Here is a 14,786-nt window from a genome sequence, read left to right as displayed (position 1 = left end):
TTAGCGCCTTGCCGGGCGATTGGCCTTCAACCGGTTAATTCGCTTCCGTGTACTTCTTAAAATTGTCAAGGATGGCTTGCCAACCATCACGTTGCATTTCAATTGGATTTTCGGTTTCGGCATCGAAAGTTACGTCAATTCCGGTTGAACCGTTATTCCCATTGAAAACAACAGTTACTTGCCTCCCACCTGGCATCGTGTAGGTAAACTTCTTCCCTTCTACTACTTCATCGTATGTAGCTTCAAAATCAAAGCCAAAACTTCCGTCTTTCGCTTCCATTCTTGATACATATTTTCCACCTACACGCATATCATTTGTGGCGGAAGGACAATGCCAGGAAGGATCTGCAAAATTCCATTTCGTAATATGTTCGGGTTGATTATAATAGTCCCAAACTTTTTTGCTATCTGCATTTACGGTGGCCGTAACTGTTACTTTGTTACTCATATTTTAAAGTTTTAATTTCATTATTGTCCGACTAAATTTTCAATGAAAAAATTATCGTCGCCTCGATAGTTCGATTCAATGTTCATCTGCTCGTTTCTTGTACTTTTTTGCTTGCCCAAAAAAGGTACCAAAAAAGGGCACAAATTGGCCATCACGGCCGCCAATTTGATCGCTCGATCCAGCTTTTGTACTACTGTATCGCCCAGCTTCCGTTCGCTATCAACGGTGCGAAGTTTCACGGTTCTCTTGGCGGGGGGGTGAATGCATCATCCTTCGCTTATGTCCTTGACCAGGTAAGGAATCCAAGTAATTTTAATTCAATTTTACTCGGACAATAATGTTTTAATTTATAAACTAATTTAAGAATATTACATATCACCACTAACAAGGGAAAGCAGCAATTCATCCAACTTTTCCAGGGTAGATATCATCCCCTGTTCCATGCCCATCTGGATAACCGTTTCCAAATCAGAAAGCGACTTATAAGTAACTACCGTTTCCACCAAAGCATTTTCGTCCTTATCGGTAAAAGTTACGAGCCATTCCGCGCGGGGTAAATCCTGGTTAATTTCGCCCGCGGCATTGCTGAAAGCATCGAGAGCAGTGTAATAATTAACGGGTTCAATTTTAATATAATCCATGAGCCCCCAATATTCCGTACCGTTGGGCTCCACCATGGCATAATGCCAATGCCCACCTTCACGGAAATCCATCGATTTTGTTTTCGTGCTAAGCGGGGCAGGCGCAAACCAACGGTCCAGTAATTCGCTTTCGGTATAGCAGCGCCAAACCAAGGCGCGTTCGGCTAAAAACTCCCTTCGAATCGTGAGGGTATTCTTTTGTTTATCAGCGATAAAATCAAATTGTACATTAGGGTTCATTTCTATTTCTTTTTTATGGAAGCTAAAAGTTGATCAAGTTGTTCGAAGCGGCTTTCCCAAATCTGCCTGAATTGTTCCAGCCACTTATCAATTTCCTTCATCTTGTCAATTTCCAATTGATAATATATTTCCCGGCCACGTTGCTCAGGCTTCACAAGCTCACATTCCGTCAAAATTTTCAAGTGCTTGGAAACGGCTTGACGCGTCGTAGCAAAATGCTCCGCGATGGCATTGGGCGTCATCGCATGCAAGGCAATTAATGCAATGATAGCCCGGCGTGTCGGATCAGCGATTGCCTGAAAAATATCTCGTCTCATCAGAAGGGTGTTATTTAATCGTATTATGTCCGTATCAATGGTAAATACTTATCCTTATTATCGAACATTGCCCATAGTATTATGGCCGTGATCACCAATGCAATTGGTAAACCAGACGGAGCAGTGGTAATATTTGACAGTAATATACCGCACAAAATCGGGAAAAGAACGATGGCGCCTAAGGCCCTTGTCCTCTTAAATATCAACAGCACCCCGCCCACGATCTCAAAAGTCGCAATGAGCGGAAGTAACCAGCCTATTTCCAGGAATGCCATCCCGGCTTTCACCATCTTCTCCGGCATATCGGCAGGTAGAGGCATATAGTGGAAAAACTTATCTAAACCGGCGTTGATAAACATAATACCGGTCAACAAACATAAAACAAAAAGGATCTTAGTTTTCATGAATAATATTTTAAATAAAGAAACCGTTCGGTTGCAAATATACGTGCAACTAATCGGTTTCGCAAAATTTATTTTTAGTAAATGAAATTGGAATAATGATGTAAACTATTATAATATAGGAAAGTACAGATTCAGCAGAAAAATGTTGGCCCGATTAATTTAAAAAACTAATGCACTTGCTAAATGATTGAGGATTTTGGTTATACAAATGTTGAAAATTTATATCTTTAGCTTTAAAATTCCTAACTATGAAATATTTATCATTCATTATTTTGTTGACCTTAGTCAATTATGCTTATGGACAAGATTATATAGAGAATCAATCGTCCTCCATACAACCCGCATCTTTCAAGATCAATAGTACGAGTTACATTATAGGCAGCGGTAATACCTATTTGAATATTGGTCAAACTGGTACCACGACGACTAACGCAGCAGGTTTCTCCATAGATGGAGTGAACGGCGATTTTAGCGGCTTGGATTATTTGCAGATATATCAACAAAAAGATGGAAATGCATTTATAAAGAATAATAATACCGCCGGTAATTTAATCCTAGGTACAGGCGGGGGAACTGAACGAATGCGTATTACGTTGGACGGTTCTATCGGTATAGGTACCGCTAACCCAAGCTCATTGCTACATTTAAAGAAAGATGTAATCGGGGATACATATTTACGGGTTCAAAACAACCTGGATAACCCGGCAGCTACTGCGGGAATCATGTTTAGTACTTTAAATGGTAATTGGCAGTTGACTGCAAAAAGAAGTACCGGCTTTTCTCTTAGTGCGCCAACCATGAATAATGTCTTATACGTAATGAATAATGGCAATATCGGCATTGGAACGACAGCTCCCCAATCCCTATTGTCCGTTAACGGCGAGGTGACTGCGAAAAAAATCAGGGTTACACAAAACGGTTGGGCAGATTTCGTGTTTGAGCCTGGCTACGATTTACCGAGTTTAGCCGAATTAGCCAGCTTCATAAAAGAAAATAAACATTTGCCCGGTATCCCTTCTACCGAGGAAGTCAATGAAGAGGGGGTTGACGTGAGCGAGATGAACCAGAAGTTGTTGCAGAAAATAGAAGAACTCACTTTGTATGTCATCCAACTAAAGGAAGAGATTGAGGAATTGAAGGCTGGGAAATAGTCTCATTTACACCAATGATGGCAACATCTATAGTGGACTCGGGCTTATTATAATACCTTCCCTATTCGACTACAATTCTATTTCGTAAATAATAAATTTTCAAAAGTGTTTACCCGGTAACTTAAATACTAATACCGGGTAAACACTCATATTTATTACTGACATTTTTATTTATTTTGTAATTATTGCTATCAGATAGAGAACTGTAGCCGTAAATACAATGTTTTATTAATATACATCAACACTATTTGCCATTTGGCAAACATGGAGATTTTTTCGAATATTTTTTATTGTATCTAACCAGGAGTATGTCATCCCCAGGCATTTCATTTTGACTACGATAATAGTCATTCCGGATACATTTATCCTTACAGGAAGCCGCAACTTTGTATAAACAAAATAATAAAAATGAAAATCGTTTTAACAGGCTCATTGGGGAATATTAGCAAACCACTTGCAATAGAATTAATTGCGAAAGGACATTCGGTAACCGTTATCAGTAGCAATCCCGACAAACAAAAAGAGATTGAAGCCATTGGTGGCAAAGCTGCAATCGGCTCAATTAGCGACATTAATTTTCTAACAACAACTTTTGCAGGTGCGGATGCTGTGTATTGTATGATACCCTTCAATTTTATGGAAGAAGACCAAACAGCTTATTTCAAAAATATTGAAACTAATTATGTGCAAGCAATCAGGCTGAATGGAATCAAAAAAATAGTATTTCTAACCGGCTGGGCGGCTAATGTGAAAGATTCGCCTCTACTAAATCAACTATCAGACAGAACAGTTATCGAGCTACGTCCCGGTTCTTTTTACACAAATTTTTACAATGATATTAAAACCATAAAAGAACACGGCGTACTAATGGCAGGCTATGGCGGAAGCGATAAAATTGCTTTTGTTTCACCAACCGATATTGCCGACGCAGCTCTTGAAGAATTGACCGCACCGTTTCAAGGGACAAAAGTCCGTTACGTAGCAAGCGAAGAATTAACCTGTAATGAAGCAGCAAAAATTTTAGGTGAAGCCATCGGCAAGCCCGACCTGCAATGGATAACACTTTCAGAAGATCAATTACTAAACGGATTAATTCAATCAGGCTTTCCACAACAGCTTGCACATGATTTTGTAAGAATGCAGATGGAGACGCACAGCGGAAAAACATTTGAGAACTATCTCAGAAACAGACCCATCTTAGGTAAAACAAAACTAAAAGAATTTGCAAAGGAATTTGCAAGAGCATACCATCAACAATAATTAACTTTGTATATGGCACATACAAAACCGCGAAGGATAAAATCAATCAGCGAGTTTCATCGGCTAAGAGGTTTACCTAAGCCCGAACACCCTTTGGTTAGCGTTGTCACTACAGACGATTTTACGAAGCTGCCCGACCCCATCGCTATGAATACGGTCTTTGATTTTTATTTTATTGCAATGAAACGTTTGAAAGGTGTGAAGTATAAATACGGACAGATGCACTACGATTTTGAAGATGAAGGTGTGCTGTTCTTTATGTCGCCCAACCAGGTGCTCGAACTTGAAATCATAGAAGAAGAAAATCCGGGAAAACAATCAGGTTGGATATTGCTCTTTCACCCTGACTTTATTTGGAACACACCGCTGGCAAAAACAATCAAGCGCTATGAATTTTTTGATTATTCGGTAAATGAAGCGTTACTGTTATCGGAAAAAGAAGAATTAACCCTAAGTGGCATTATACACAATATCAGGCAGGAGTATCTTTCCAATATTGATAAGTTCAGTAAACAAATCATTATTACACATATTGAAAATTTGCTTAGTTATTCAGAGCGATTCTACCATCGTCAGTTTATCACAAGGGAAAAAGCCAATCATCAGATTTTGGAACGTTTGGAAAAACTGTTGACAGATTACTTTAATAGGGACGATTTGGCAATAAGGGGCCTCCCATCTGTTCAATATGTATCGCAAGAACTAAATATTTCGAGGGGGTATCTAGGAAGTTTGCTTAGAATGGTAACTGGTCAAAGCACACAGCAACACATACATGATAAACTGATAGAAAAAGCCAGGGAAAAACTATCTACTACAAACCTTTCCGTAAGCGAAATAGCCTATGAATTGGGCTTTGAACATTCACAATCGTTCAGTAAACTGTTCAAGACAAAGACAAATGTTTCACCTTTGAAGTTTAGGCAATCCTTTAACTGAAAAGCGAACTGCCCAAGCCATCTAACTAGTCCTCGTCAGAAATCAAGATTACTTTGCATTGCTAATGTTCTACAAAATCATTAATAAAACCATATAGTTCGTCAAGTGGGATTTTACAACGTTCAACATCATCAAATATCATTATACGATTCCCTTTGATTTTATCATTTGAAGATTTGAAAATAGAGATTGGATCAAATTTTATATTGATACTTCCGTCAGCTTTATTGTCTTTGTCATAGTCAAAATCAATTTTTAACGTTGATTTGATAAAACCTTTGAAAATGTCGGATGCGAATTTTGCACCTTTCGAATATAGAAATGGAGATATTTTAGCCTTTAGAGATTCAATAATTTCACTTTTTTTTAGCAACGCCATTAAGTGAAACATACACGGGTTTTAAATTTATATCGCCTTCTTCAATTACATGTGCATTTTCCCATTCTTCAATTATTCCTCTAATGAAATATGTTTTCCCTGCACCTCATTTCCCTTTTAACATTACCGCAAAGTTTGGCTTTTGAGAAGCCACGAAGTAATTTAGATATTCTTTTGTTGTCTGATTTGTCATTGTCTAAGTTGGAGTGTTCTTAATATAGCTGCTAACGTTTTACGTATTGGCGAATGTGGTGCATTTGAAAAACGTCAGATCAACACTTGCACATGCCCAATAAAATTACAAATGTTGAGTTTATAACTGTCAGCTCCACTATTACCAATATGATGTTATGGCCAGTTTTTCTTATTACCATATTTTCCACCATTTCTTTTTTGCCTGTTCTTCTATTATTTGTGTTGTCTTGGTTGGCTCAACTTTGTATTCTTCTAATAGTTTGCCGTCAAAATCAAACTTATATCTGTTATAATTCCAATCAGTCGCTAAAATATGGTCGTCATAAACAGCAAAGTCGTCAATTCCTTCTGCTGTTGTCCAAATGTCACGTCCACCTTGTTGCCAAATTATTTTACCATTTTTGTCAAGCCGTGAAATTTCAAGCTCTCCGTGAACAACATAATCTTTGTCAAGGTAGTAAATACCAAAACAAGATGCCGTATCAGTGATTGTTTTCCATTCCAACTTTAAGTCAGGAATTGTTAGCTTAAATATGGTGTTTGCACAACAGATTACGATTCCACCATAACTTATGAGTAATGAATTGTCATTTATCCCTGTCACTCCTCCTTCTGAACCAATTAAGCAATTTGTAACTAATTTTTCATCTTCAAATAGTTCAACTCCAATTTGACTTGTCAAAACGTTGCTGTCGCCACTTGTAAAAATCTTGTCGTAATTTTTGATGTTGTCAGAAGATCCAAAAGCATAATCAGTTTCGTCATAAAACTTAATTATGTGTCTTTCCAAAACTAATATTTCAATTGGTTCTTTCATTTTATAGTGGTCGTCTTAAAATTGCCCATAACGGTTTGGCGCTTGGCGCAGTGGCGGATTTCGGAGCACAAAACTGTCAATACACCACAAAAGTTGATGTGAGGTAGAATGTTTAATTAACTACGTCACCCGCCATTGAGCCAAACGCCTGTTATAGGCTGTGTTTCTATATTGTTGCTCTGTCTGCAAGTTCTTTAAGTTTTTTTCGTTCGTCTTCAGTTAGTAACTGTTGTCTGTCATTTTCCTTTTTCTTGCTTACTCCAACTGCTTTGTAAGGATTTAAAAACTCTATGTTGTCCAAGGTTTGTAAATTTTGTTGAATGTAACGGTTTAGTTGTCTTTCAAGTTCATTCACTTTTTCTTTGTCAGTATTTTGTGTTTCAATTTTATATTGCCCAAATGTTGCGTAGTAAACCTTGTAGTCAAACAAAGTCGTTTCTGATATTTTATTTCGCAATTGTGAATGAATTTTGTTATGAGAAAAATGGTTTCCAATTCTAGAAATTATGGGATTACATCCGTCCCTGTTGTCGCCAACCTTGCCAACATAAAATATTTTATTGTTAGTTGTGTTTTGTCGTGCCACTATTACATAAACTGCCCATTCTCGCCTTGTTGTGTGGGCAGGAATTTCAAATTCAAATATTTGCATAATTTTTTAATTATTGTCGAGATGTGTTTCTTCTCTCTACCAGCATAAGTTCTTTACAGTATGGCAACTTGTAACATTAAATTTAACTTTCAAGTCAAACGTAAATCCGTCAAGGTCTGGGAATACCGTTTCGTGTCTAATACCTAATAGGTAAAGTTGCTTTTGAATTTGTTGAGCAGTCTCGCAGCTAAATTCAATTTTCTTTATCCAGTTTCCTTCGTTCTCGTCAATCTCTTCGTTTAGTTCTTTAGTAGGGTCGGCTTGAATAGAAAAAAGTCCGAACTGACCAGTTATTCGTCTAGTTATATGCGGAGGGTAAAAGAGTCCGAACTCAGTAAAGTCTGTCGGAGGAGCCAAACAACTTGTGTCCAAATAACTACAAGTATGAAATGCAAAAATTGCACCGCCATTGTCATTACACTTTTTTAAACTACCATCATTTTGAAATTCAGGTTTGGTCGCAAAATACAAAGCTATTAATGGACTTGAAGTCCAGTCAAGAAGTCTTGTCGGCAAACCGTGGTGTTGTGCTAATGCAAGCCATTCCCAATCGTCTTTGGGTTGAGGGTTAATCTCCGAGTTTGCTCTCAACTTAAATCTGTTTAAGGTTTCTCTTTCGTATTCAGCAATTGATAGTCCGCATAAAATTGATTCGTCAATTCGTCCAACAGAAGGAACAAGTTTATGATTTTTAGCGTCTGTCACACCACGAAAAACAACGTGTCCGCATCCAAATTCTCCAGTTGTCACCAACTCAATTAACTTTTCTAAACTGTCTATTTTAATTGTTTCCATATGTCGATTGTCTGTCGTTTAACATAGCCCATAACTCGAAAATAGACGCAATCGTCCAATTTTCAAAATATTTAATATTAACCCGATTAGCACTGTTAATCAATTGATTGTAAAAACAATACGCAATGCGTATTTTGTATAAATTTTTACTCACAACGATCAATTATTCATTTTGCGCTATACGTATTTATACATCAATAGCATCGTAATGGGATAAACATCTCATAAGGCCCAGCCGGCGATCCGGCCCCAGGGAGCGAGCGGAAGGCATCGGCATCAGCCAGTTTCTCCAGGGCGGCCATCCCGACACCGGCATCGCACAGCTCGTTGATGCTGTTCAATGCGCATCAGTTCATAAAGGTCCAGTTTCTTCCTCTTCGGCTTTTTAGGGTTCTGCGTGTAGTCTTCGAGGGGATCGATCTCTATCCATTTCAATTTTTTTGCCCAGGAAACCATGCCCCTGAGCCGTTGCAGATGTTTAATAACCCCATTTCCGACACATGGATCGGATGCCTTTATTGGATTGTTTCTTACATAATGCTCAAACTCTGTGAGGAATTCGTAGTCCAATTCAATTAGAAATATATCATCCCTATGTAGTTGTGTTGTTAGAAAGTTTTTGAAGTACTTTTCAGTTGCACCGTAGTTTTTCATCGTGCCCTTTGCGAGGATACCTGTATTGATCTTCCTGTGGTAAGCGGTCAACTGATTTAAAGTGTGCCCGGATTTCTTTATGAACTTCCCGAGCTAGGCCTGCTTTACAAGATCAGCAGACATCCGCTTACCACTATCTTGCAGCTCCCTGTACTTTTGCCGTATTTTTGAACGGACGTCTTCAATATAATTGTTGATCTTCTGAACTTCGGCAGCTCTTCCCTTTAAGCATTCGCTGCCCGGTATCCAGCTTTCGGAACTGACTTCCTCCTTAAGGGATAATTCTTTGATGTCTCCATCGACCGTAATTCTTGCGTATATATATCCACGATGTGGGTCGCTTTCCTTTTTGCGCATGACAAAATCAACGGAGAATGTGGCTTCTGTTCTCATACAAAACGATTTAATTTGAACGTGTTTAAACTCGTCCTAAGAATAGCAGCCGTAAATACACCGAAAAGGATTTCAAACGAGGCTAAACAATAGCTACTTATTTCAATACAAAATATTGACAATCAGTATATTACTAGCTATTCCGTGAGTCAAAAGTATCAAAAAAAATTACTCACGGAATTACTCACGAGAACTTGGATATTTGTTGCAATAAATTGATACGGAAAAAATAAAAAACCCTTGTAAACACTATCATTTACAAGGGTTTGATGTTATTTAAATCGTCAAAAGTCGGGATGACTGGATTCGAACCAGCGGCCTCTTCGTCCCGAACGAAGCGCGCTACCGGGCTGCGCTACATCCCGAAAATCTGCTCCCAAATATAATAGTCTCCGGCAAATTTTCAAAAAATGTTCCTTGTTAACAGGCCTTGCAATTATGTTAATGAACCTTAATGAACAGCTCAGCTATCAATTCATGGCCGTATCTTTAAAGTATGGATAAAATCGTCAGGAGAATATGGTGGATCGTGGTACCGACTGCTATAGCGGTACTTGGATTTCAATTGTATTGGCTCTATACGGTCTACAATGGCCAGCAACAGAGCTTCCACCAGGTGGCGGCTGATGCCTTCCAAAAGGCTTATGACAAAGCCCTGTTTCAGCAACTGGGCAAAATGGAGTATATATCCAGTAATGATACAGGCCGACAAGCTATACAAAAAACGATCTCCCGCAGCATTAACCTCGAAAGTGTATTCCAATCCTCCCCTAACTTCAAAGAAGCGCCCAGCTCGAAAACCGTTACCAAGGGTACCGTCATGTTGTTCGCTGATGATTCTACCGGGACTGCTTACAAGGATTCCGTCCTGGTAAAAAAGGATATCGACCTGCGGAATTTCGGCGTCGATCCTACCAGGCTACTGTCGTCCCTCCTGGGTAGAGATAACATCGTGATGATTGATACGGCAGTCTTAAAAAAACTTTACGATGAAGAACTTGCTAACCGGAACATCGATTTACCCTTCAGAATCATACAGCCTGCAAATGAAGACAGCATCAGCAGCCAAGCGGGCTTCATCAGGTTAAAGGCTGAAAATTATACGCAAACGCCCGCTATCGCGGCTCAATTCCAAGGTTTGAGTACCTGGTTGTTACTGAAAATCATCTCCCCTATCATATTGTCATTCCTCCTGGTTTTGTTAATCATCTTTTGCATCTGGATCCTATGGCGTATCATCCTGAAACAGAAGAAACTGGAAGACATGAAGAATGATTTCATCAGCAATATTACACATGAATTGAAAACACCTGTTGCCATACTGAGCGCCACCAATGAAACCTTGCTCAATTTTGATGGTATCCATGATGCCGAAAAAACCGGCAGGTACTTACGCTTGGAGCGCGATGAATTGAAAAAACTACAAGTACAACTGGATCGGATCATCCACTTAACGAGATTAGAAAATAAAGAGGGTTTCCAGGAATCGCTGCGGGAAATAAATCTCGGTGTCTTGGTGAATAAGGTGGCCGATAGGTTTCGCTCCCTTCCCGGTGTCGAGATATCGATTGATAATAAGTTAACGGATCCCGTCATTCAAACCCAGGCTTTACATCTTGAAACGGTTTTGTCTAACCTGGTCGATAATGCTATCAAGTATAGTCCCCGGGATACGAAACCGGTAGTGATCCACTTAAGCGAAGAAAATCAATATATCCAGATCGATATCACAGATGAGGGCTTAGGGATTGAGAAATCTCAATTGCCTTTTATTTTTGATAAATTCTACCGGGTGCCACATGGCAATATCCACGATGTAAAGGGCTACGGTTTAGGTTTAAGTCATGTTAAGAGTTTATTGTCACATCTCGGGGGTAGCATCGGCGTGAAAACGGAACCGGGAAAGGGCAGCACGTTCAGCATCCAATTGAAAAAAGTATGGAAGTAATCAAAGTTTTATTGGTAGAAGACGAACTCGTACTCGCAGGTGTTTTAAAAGAAACGCTTGCGCTCAAAGGGTTCGAGGTATGCCTCGCTGCTAACGGGCTGGAGGGCTTCAGCGCCTTCAAGGAATTTAAACCCGATATCTGCATCGTAGATATCATGATGCCTAAAAAAGATGGTATCTCTATGGTCAAGGAAATCAGGACGGTGGATCAACAAACGCCCCTCATCTTCCTCACGGCAAAAAGCGAAACGCAGGACGTTATCCAGGGATTTCATGTAGGCGCTGATGATTATATTAAGAAACCCTTTAGCATAGAAGAACTCATCCTCCGGATGCAGGCGCTCCTGAAACGATCCAAGCAAAGCGCAGGTTCGGTTGCCATGCTACCGGGCCCCAATACCATCGTATCAATTGGTCAATACCGTTTCGATTACAACCGGCTGGAACTTCATCTTGATAAAGAAATTCAACGCCTGTCGCAACGCGAAGCCGACATCCTCAAAATGCTTACGGACAACCTCCGCAATATAACACCCAGGAAAGACATATTACTTCAACTCTGGGGGGATGATAGTTTTTTCAATGCCCGGAATATGGATGTTTACATTTCCCGGCTGCGTAAGTTCCTTTCCGGTGACGAAAAAGTTCAAATTATAAATGTCAGGGGTAAAGGCATCAAGCTCGTGATTTAAATATTCATGTTCATTAAGGTTAAGTTCAACTTCATTAACCCGCTTTCCTAGATCCGCTAGCTAGCTTTGTATCATACAAATGGCTAAAGCAATATGCGGATCATACATTTACTTTTATTCATATTACTCACCACGGCATCACGAGCCCAAAACGGGCCTGTGAAAACCCAAATATTAGCTCATGATAAAAAAACGCCCATGGCGTATCAACGCTTTGGCGTCTTTAATGACAAGACGGGTGATATGATGCTGCAAGGTATGACCGACTCGCTCGGCAATATCATCATGGGTTTAAACCCGGGTAATTATTGGCTTAAAATGAATGCCATGGGTTACCATAACCTGGAACTCCCCTTCTCGATCGGTGAAGGCTCCTTTGCTGCATTACCTGCGAAAATTACGTTGCAGGAAAACAAGGCGGTTCAATTGAAAGAAGTTACCGTAAGGGATAATACCCCACCGGTCAGTATGAAGGGTGATACCATCGAGTACAACGCTTCCCGCTTCAAGACGAAAGATGGCGCCGTAGTAGAAGAGCTTTTACGAAAATTGCCCGGAGTACAAGTTGACCGTGACGGCAGCATCAAGGCACAAGGCGAAACTGTTCAAAGAATTTTAGTAGATGGTAAAGAGTTCTTCGGTAGCGACCCAGCTATTGCTTCCAAGAATCTCCCGGCTGACATGATCGACAAAGTCCAAGTGCTAGATAAACAAAGTGAAATGGCTGAATTTACCGGTATTAAGGATGGACAGGAAACTAAAACCATCAACCTCGTGACCAAGAAAAACAGTAAACGGGGCATTTTTGGAAATGCACATGCGGGATTCGGTAACCGGGACCGGTATGATGCCGGGTTTAATATCAATAGCCTGGTTGATGATATGCAGCTATCGGCCCTATTAAAAGGCAATAATGTGAACAAATCCGGTTTCAGTTCCGCGGAGTTAATCCGCATGGCTTCCAGCAACCCTGATATGTTGAATAACCTCCCCCCTGCTGCCTTATCAGATCTAATGCATATGAAAGGGGTCAGCATCAGTGGATCGGCGGAAGCACTATCTGAAATCGCCAGGCCGGTCGGTATGACGGATGTATTATTCGGTGGACTGAATTTTAACAATGACTGGAAAAATCTTAGTTGGAGAAGCGATTACTTTTTCAATCAATCCAAAAACACGAACCAATTTGAATACAACAAACTAGTGCAATTAGTTGATACGAGTTATCAATACCTGCAACAGGGCAATCAAGTGCAGGACATGATAAATCATAGAATAGGTATTAGCGCCGATTGGAAAATCAATCCTAGAAGTAGTATCAAGTTCAATCCCAATTTTTATATCAATAGAAACAGTTCATCGCAAAACCGTGATTTCAGTTCCCTGGGTTTGAAGGGTGATCTATTGAATGAAGGAACAGCGAATTTACATGCTACATCCCGGCAGGTTACCGGGGCCATGGATATCTTGTTGCGCCACCGTTTTAAACGCCCGGGCAATACCTTAATGATAAATGTGAAACCCGAAATATATGCTTTCCGGCAAAATCAATCCAATCATTCCAGCACAAAATTTTATAATGTCAAAAATGAAGAGCAGGTAGATATTAACCAGCTTTCTGATAACGAAAGCCGGCAATTCCACACGAATATCAACGGGATATATACGATGCCGGTTAGCCGGCATTTATTCCTACAGGCAGGACAACGTCTATATCTAGGCAGTGCCCGGTACGATACCAGGATTAAAGACGATCAATATCCCAATTTAAACCCTGACCTCAGCGATTTATTAGAAACGGATCAATGGCAAAGCCAATCCAAGCTGGCGCTGGCCGGGAATTGGGATCGATTCAATTTCACGGCGAACGCAGGTTTTATCCGGAACGAATTAAAAGGTAGTTCACAATGGCAGGACTATACCATCGATCAAAAATTCTCCGCCTTCGCCCCGGAAATCATTTCAGAATACAAGTGGACACAAACATCGCGCTTAAAATTTCAATACAATTATAATACGTCGCTGCCTTCTATTCAAAATCTGCAAGGCTTAGTCGACAAGAGTGATCCATTATATATCAGGATGGGGAATCCGGACTTGTCGCCCCTTCGCAAGCACAACATTACTGCCGGGTTCAGGAAATTTGATATCAAAAATGGTAAAAATTTTTATCTCAATGCGAAGGCTCAATATGAAGATGTTGCTGTAACAGATAGCGTTGGCATCGATCTGAATAGCGGGGCACAGGTAATAAAGCCCGTTAATATTTCCGGGAACTACAACATCTCCCTTTCTTCCGGGCAAAGTTTCCGCTTGAAAAATAACGGTTCTTATCTCAACACTAGCCTTTCCATAGGTTACGGCAAACAAAGTATTTACAACAACAACATTCTCAGCACTAGCCGCTCGCTAAATATCGACCCGCAAATAGATGCCAATTATTATATCGGTTCCCATACCAGTTTATACGGAAAATTCAGGGCAACATGGAATCAACGGAGCTTGCGAATACCGGGATTGGAAGATCAAAGCAATTGGTTATTGAACTATTCATTGGAATCTATTCATATACTTCCCCTGAATTTTACATGTGAAAGTTCAATAGAATTTTACCAAACCCTTGGTATGAGTGAAAATTACAACCAAACCATCTCCATCCTCAACCTGGCCCTGCAAAAAGGTTTTGGAAAATCCTGGTCCCTGCGACTTGAAGCGAAAGATTTACTGAATAAAAACGCCGGTATCAATAGTATCGTCGGAAACGGTTATATCGAAGAAAGGAGCAATACAGCACTCGGTCGATTTTTCTTATTGAGCGCTCAATACAAATTCAGAAAATTCAAAAAAATAAAATAAAATGA

The 14,786-nt window shown here is 40.0% G+C and carries 16 protein-coding genes and 1 tRNA gene; 6 read left to right on the top strand and 11 right to left on the bottom strand.

Annotation, left to right across the window (positions count from 1 at the left end):
- Positions 1 to 34 precede the first annotated feature (34 nt).
- The 4 genes from COR50_RS14430 to COR50_RS14415 form a co-directional block, all read right to left on the bottom strand.
- The gene (locus COR50_RS14430) at positions 35 to 448 is read right to left on the bottom strand and encodes an SRPBCC family protein (RefSeq protein WP_098194637.1); all 414 of its coding nucleotides are present in this window, start codon (positions 446 to 448) and stop codon (positions 35 to 37) included.
- A gap of 368 nt (positions 449 to 816) precedes the next feature.
- Entirely contained in the window at positions 817 to 1,329 is a 513-nt protein-coding gene (locus COR50_RS14425; RefSeq protein ID WP_098194636.1) for an SRPBCC family protein, read from the bottom strand.
- Between the two features lie 2 nt (positions 1,330 to 1,331).
- Positions 1,332 to 1,646, bottom strand: a complete 315-nt coding sequence (locus COR50_RS14420) for an ArsR/SmtB family transcription factor (RefSeq protein WP_098194635.1) — start codon at positions 1,644 to 1,646, stop codon at positions 1,332 to 1,334.
- A gap of 23 nt (positions 1,647 to 1,669) precedes the next feature.
- The gene (locus COR50_RS14415) at positions 1,670 to 2,050 is read right to left on the bottom strand and encodes a DoxX family membrane protein (protein ID WP_098194634.1); all 381 of its coding nucleotides are present in this window, start codon (positions 2,048 to 2,050) and stop codon (positions 1,670 to 1,672) included.
- Positions 2,051 to 2,298: 248 nt separating this feature from the next.
- Between COR50_RS14415 and COR50_RS14410 the strand changes: the two genes are divergently transcribed.
- The 3 genes from COR50_RS14410 (at position 2,299) to COR50_RS14400 (ending at position 5,400) form a co-directional block, all read left to right on the top strand.
- On the top strand, positions 2,299 to 3,201 hold the full coding sequence (locus tag COR50_RS14410) for a hypothetical protein (protein ID WP_098194633.1): 903 nt from the start codon (positions 2,299 to 2,301) through the stop codon (positions 3,199 to 3,201).
- A 408-nt stretch (positions 3,202 to 3,609) separates the two neighbouring features.
- Positions 3,610 to 4,461 (top strand): NAD(P)H-binding protein, encoded by an 852-nt coding sequence (locus COR50_RS14405; protein ID WP_098194632.1) that lies wholly within the window; start codon positions 3,610 to 3,612, stop codon positions 4,459 to 4,461.
- Between the two features lie 12 nt (positions 4,462 to 4,473).
- Positions 4,474 to 5,400 carry a helix-turn-helix domain-containing protein gene (locus COR50_RS14400; protein WP_098194631.1) on the top strand — a complete coding sequence of 309 codons (927 nt, stop codon included), beginning with the start codon at positions 4,474 to 4,476 and terminating at the stop codon, positions 5,398 to 5,400.
- Between the two features lie 61 nt (positions 5,401 to 5,461).
- On the opposite strand, the gene COR50_RS14395 is transcribed toward COR50_RS14400, so the two are convergent.
- From COR50_RS14395 to COR50_RS14365, 7 genes are all read right to left on the bottom strand, one after another.
- A complete protein-coding gene (locus COR50_RS14395) occupies positions 5,462 to 5,791 on the bottom strand; it encodes a hypothetical protein (protein WP_098194630.1) in 330 nt (109 codons plus the stop codon).
- Positions 5,792 to 6,146: 355 nt separating this feature from the next.
- The gene (locus tag COR50_RS14390; protein ID WP_098194629.1) at positions 6,147 to 6,791 is read right to left on the bottom strand and encodes a hypothetical protein; all 645 of its coding nucleotides are present in this window, start codon (positions 6,789 to 6,791) and stop codon (positions 6,147 to 6,149) included.
- Positions 6,792 to 6,957: 166 nt separating this feature from the next.
- Positions 6,958 to 7,443 carry a hypothetical protein gene (locus tag COR50_RS14385; protein WP_098194628.1) on the bottom strand — a complete coding sequence of 162 codons (486 nt, stop codon included), beginning with the start codon at positions 7,441 to 7,443 and terminating at the stop codon, positions 6,958 to 6,960.
- Between the two features lie 36 nt (positions 7,444 to 7,479).
- The gene (locus COR50_RS14380; RefSeq protein ID WP_098194627.1) at positions 7,480 to 8,238 is read right to left on the bottom strand and encodes an FRG domain-containing protein; all 759 of its coding nucleotides are present in this window, start codon (positions 8,236 to 8,238) and stop codon (positions 7,480 to 7,482) included.
- Between the two features lie 276 nt (positions 8,239 to 8,514).
- On the bottom strand, positions 8,515 to 8,943 hold the full coding sequence (locus tag COR50_RS14375; protein WP_157760880.1) for a phage integrase SAM-like domain-containing protein: 429 nt from the start codon (positions 8,941 to 8,943) through the stop codon (positions 8,515 to 8,517).
- Between the two features lie 42 nt (positions 8,944 to 8,985).
- Positions 8,986 to 9,285 carry an Arm DNA-binding domain-containing protein gene (locus COR50_RS14370; protein WP_098194625.1) on the bottom strand — a complete coding sequence of 100 codons (300 nt, stop codon included), beginning with the start codon at positions 9,283 to 9,285 and terminating at the stop codon, positions 8,986 to 8,988.
- A 291-nt stretch (positions 9,286 to 9,576) separates the two neighbouring features.
- Positions 9,577 to 9,650: transfer RNA gene (locus COR50_RS14365), tRNA-Pro, on the bottom strand.
- Positions 9,651 to 9,781: 131 nt separating this feature from the next.
- On the opposite strand from COR50_RS14365, the gene COR50_RS14360 reads away from it, so the two are divergent.
- The 3 genes from COR50_RS14360 to COR50_RS14350 all read left to right on the top strand — a co-directional run bounded on the left by COR50_RS14360 (position 9,782) and on the right by COR50_RS14350 (position 14,781).
- Positions 9,782 to 11,233, top strand: coding sequence for a sensor histidine kinase (locus COR50_RS14360; protein WP_098194624.1), 1,452 nt, complete (start codon positions 9,782 to 9,784; stop codon positions 11,231 to 11,233).
- Positions 11,224 to 11,925 (top strand): response regulator transcription factor, encoded by a 702-nt coding sequence (locus tag COR50_RS14355; RefSeq protein ID WP_098194623.1) that lies wholly within the window; start codon positions 11,224 to 11,226, stop codon positions 11,923 to 11,925. The genes COR50_RS14360 and COR50_RS14355 overlap by 10 nt, the downstream gene beginning before the upstream one ends.
- Before the next feature lie 159 nt (positions 11,926 to 12,084).
- Entirely contained in the window at positions 12,085 to 14,781 is a 2,697-nt protein-coding gene (locus COR50_RS14350) for an outer membrane beta-barrel protein (protein ID WP_198405655.1), read from the top strand.
- The last annotated feature ends 5 nt before the right edge of the window (positions 14,782 to 14,786 follow it).

This window comes from Chitinophaga caeni, assembly GCF_002557795.1.
GTDB lineage: Bacteria > Bacteroidota > Bacteroidia > Chitinophagales > Chitinophagaceae > Chitinophaga > Chitinophaga caeni.
This window is presented reverse-complemented; position numbering and strand designations above follow the sequence as displayed.

What these genes read in the sequence shown, in the direction of transcription:
- COR50_RS14430 (WP_098194637.1), bottom strand. Translation starts at nt 448, where the DNA reads ATGAGTAACAAAGTAACAGTTACGGCCACCGTAAATGCAGATAGCAAA.
- COR50_RS14415 (WP_098194634.1), bottom strand. Translation starts at nt 2,050, where the DNA reads ATGAAAACTAAGATCCTTTTTGTTTTATGTTTGTTGACCGGTATTATG.
- COR50_RS14425 (WP_098194636.1), bottom strand. Translation starts at nt 1,329, where the DNA reads ATGAACCCTAATGTACAATTTGATTTTATCGCTGATAAACAAAAGAAT.
- COR50_RS14420 (WP_098194635.1), bottom strand. Translation starts at nt 1,646, where the DNA reads ATGAGACGAGATATTTTTCAGGCAATCGCTGATCCGACACGCCGGGCT.
- COR50_RS14400 (WP_098194631.1), top strand. Translation starts at nt 4,474, where the DNA reads ATGGCACATACAAAACCGCGAAGGATAAAATCAATCAGCGAGTTTCAT.
- COR50_RS14370 (WP_098194625.1), bottom strand. Translation starts at nt 9,285, where the DNA reads ATGAGAACAGAAGCCACATTCTCCGTTGATTTTGTCATGCGCAAAAAG.
- COR50_RS14385 (WP_098194628.1), bottom strand. Translation starts at nt 7,443, where the DNA reads ATGCAAATATTTGAATTTGAAATTCCTGCCCACACAACAAGGCGAGAA.
- COR50_RS14410 (WP_098194633.1), top strand. Translation starts at nt 2,299, where the DNA reads ATGAAATATTTATCATTCATTATTTTGTTGACCTTAGTCAATTATGCT.
- COR50_RS14360 (WP_098194624.1), top strand. Translation starts at nt 9,782, where the DNA reads ATGGATAAAATCGTCAGGAGAATATGGTGGATCGTGGTACCGACTGCT.
- COR50_RS14390 (WP_098194629.1), bottom strand. Translation starts at nt 6,791, where the DNA reads ATGAAAGAACCAATTGAAATATTAGTTTTGGAAAGACACATAATTAAG.
- COR50_RS14405 (WP_098194632.1), top strand. Translation starts at nt 3,610, where the DNA reads ATGAAAATCGTTTTAACAGGCTCATTGGGGAATATTAGCAAACCACTT.
- COR50_RS14355 (WP_098194623.1), top strand. Translation starts at nt 11,224, where the DNA reads ATGGAAGTAATCAAAGTTTTATTGGTAGAAGACGAACTCGTACTCGCA.
- COR50_RS14380 (WP_098194627.1), bottom strand. Translation starts at nt 8,238, where the DNA reads ATGGAAACAATTAAAATAGACAGTTTAGAAAAGTTAATTGAGTTGGTG.
- COR50_RS14395 (WP_098194630.1), bottom strand. Translation starts at nt 5,791, where the DNA reads ATGTTTCACTTAATGGCGTTGCTAAAAAAAAGTGAAATTATTGAATCT.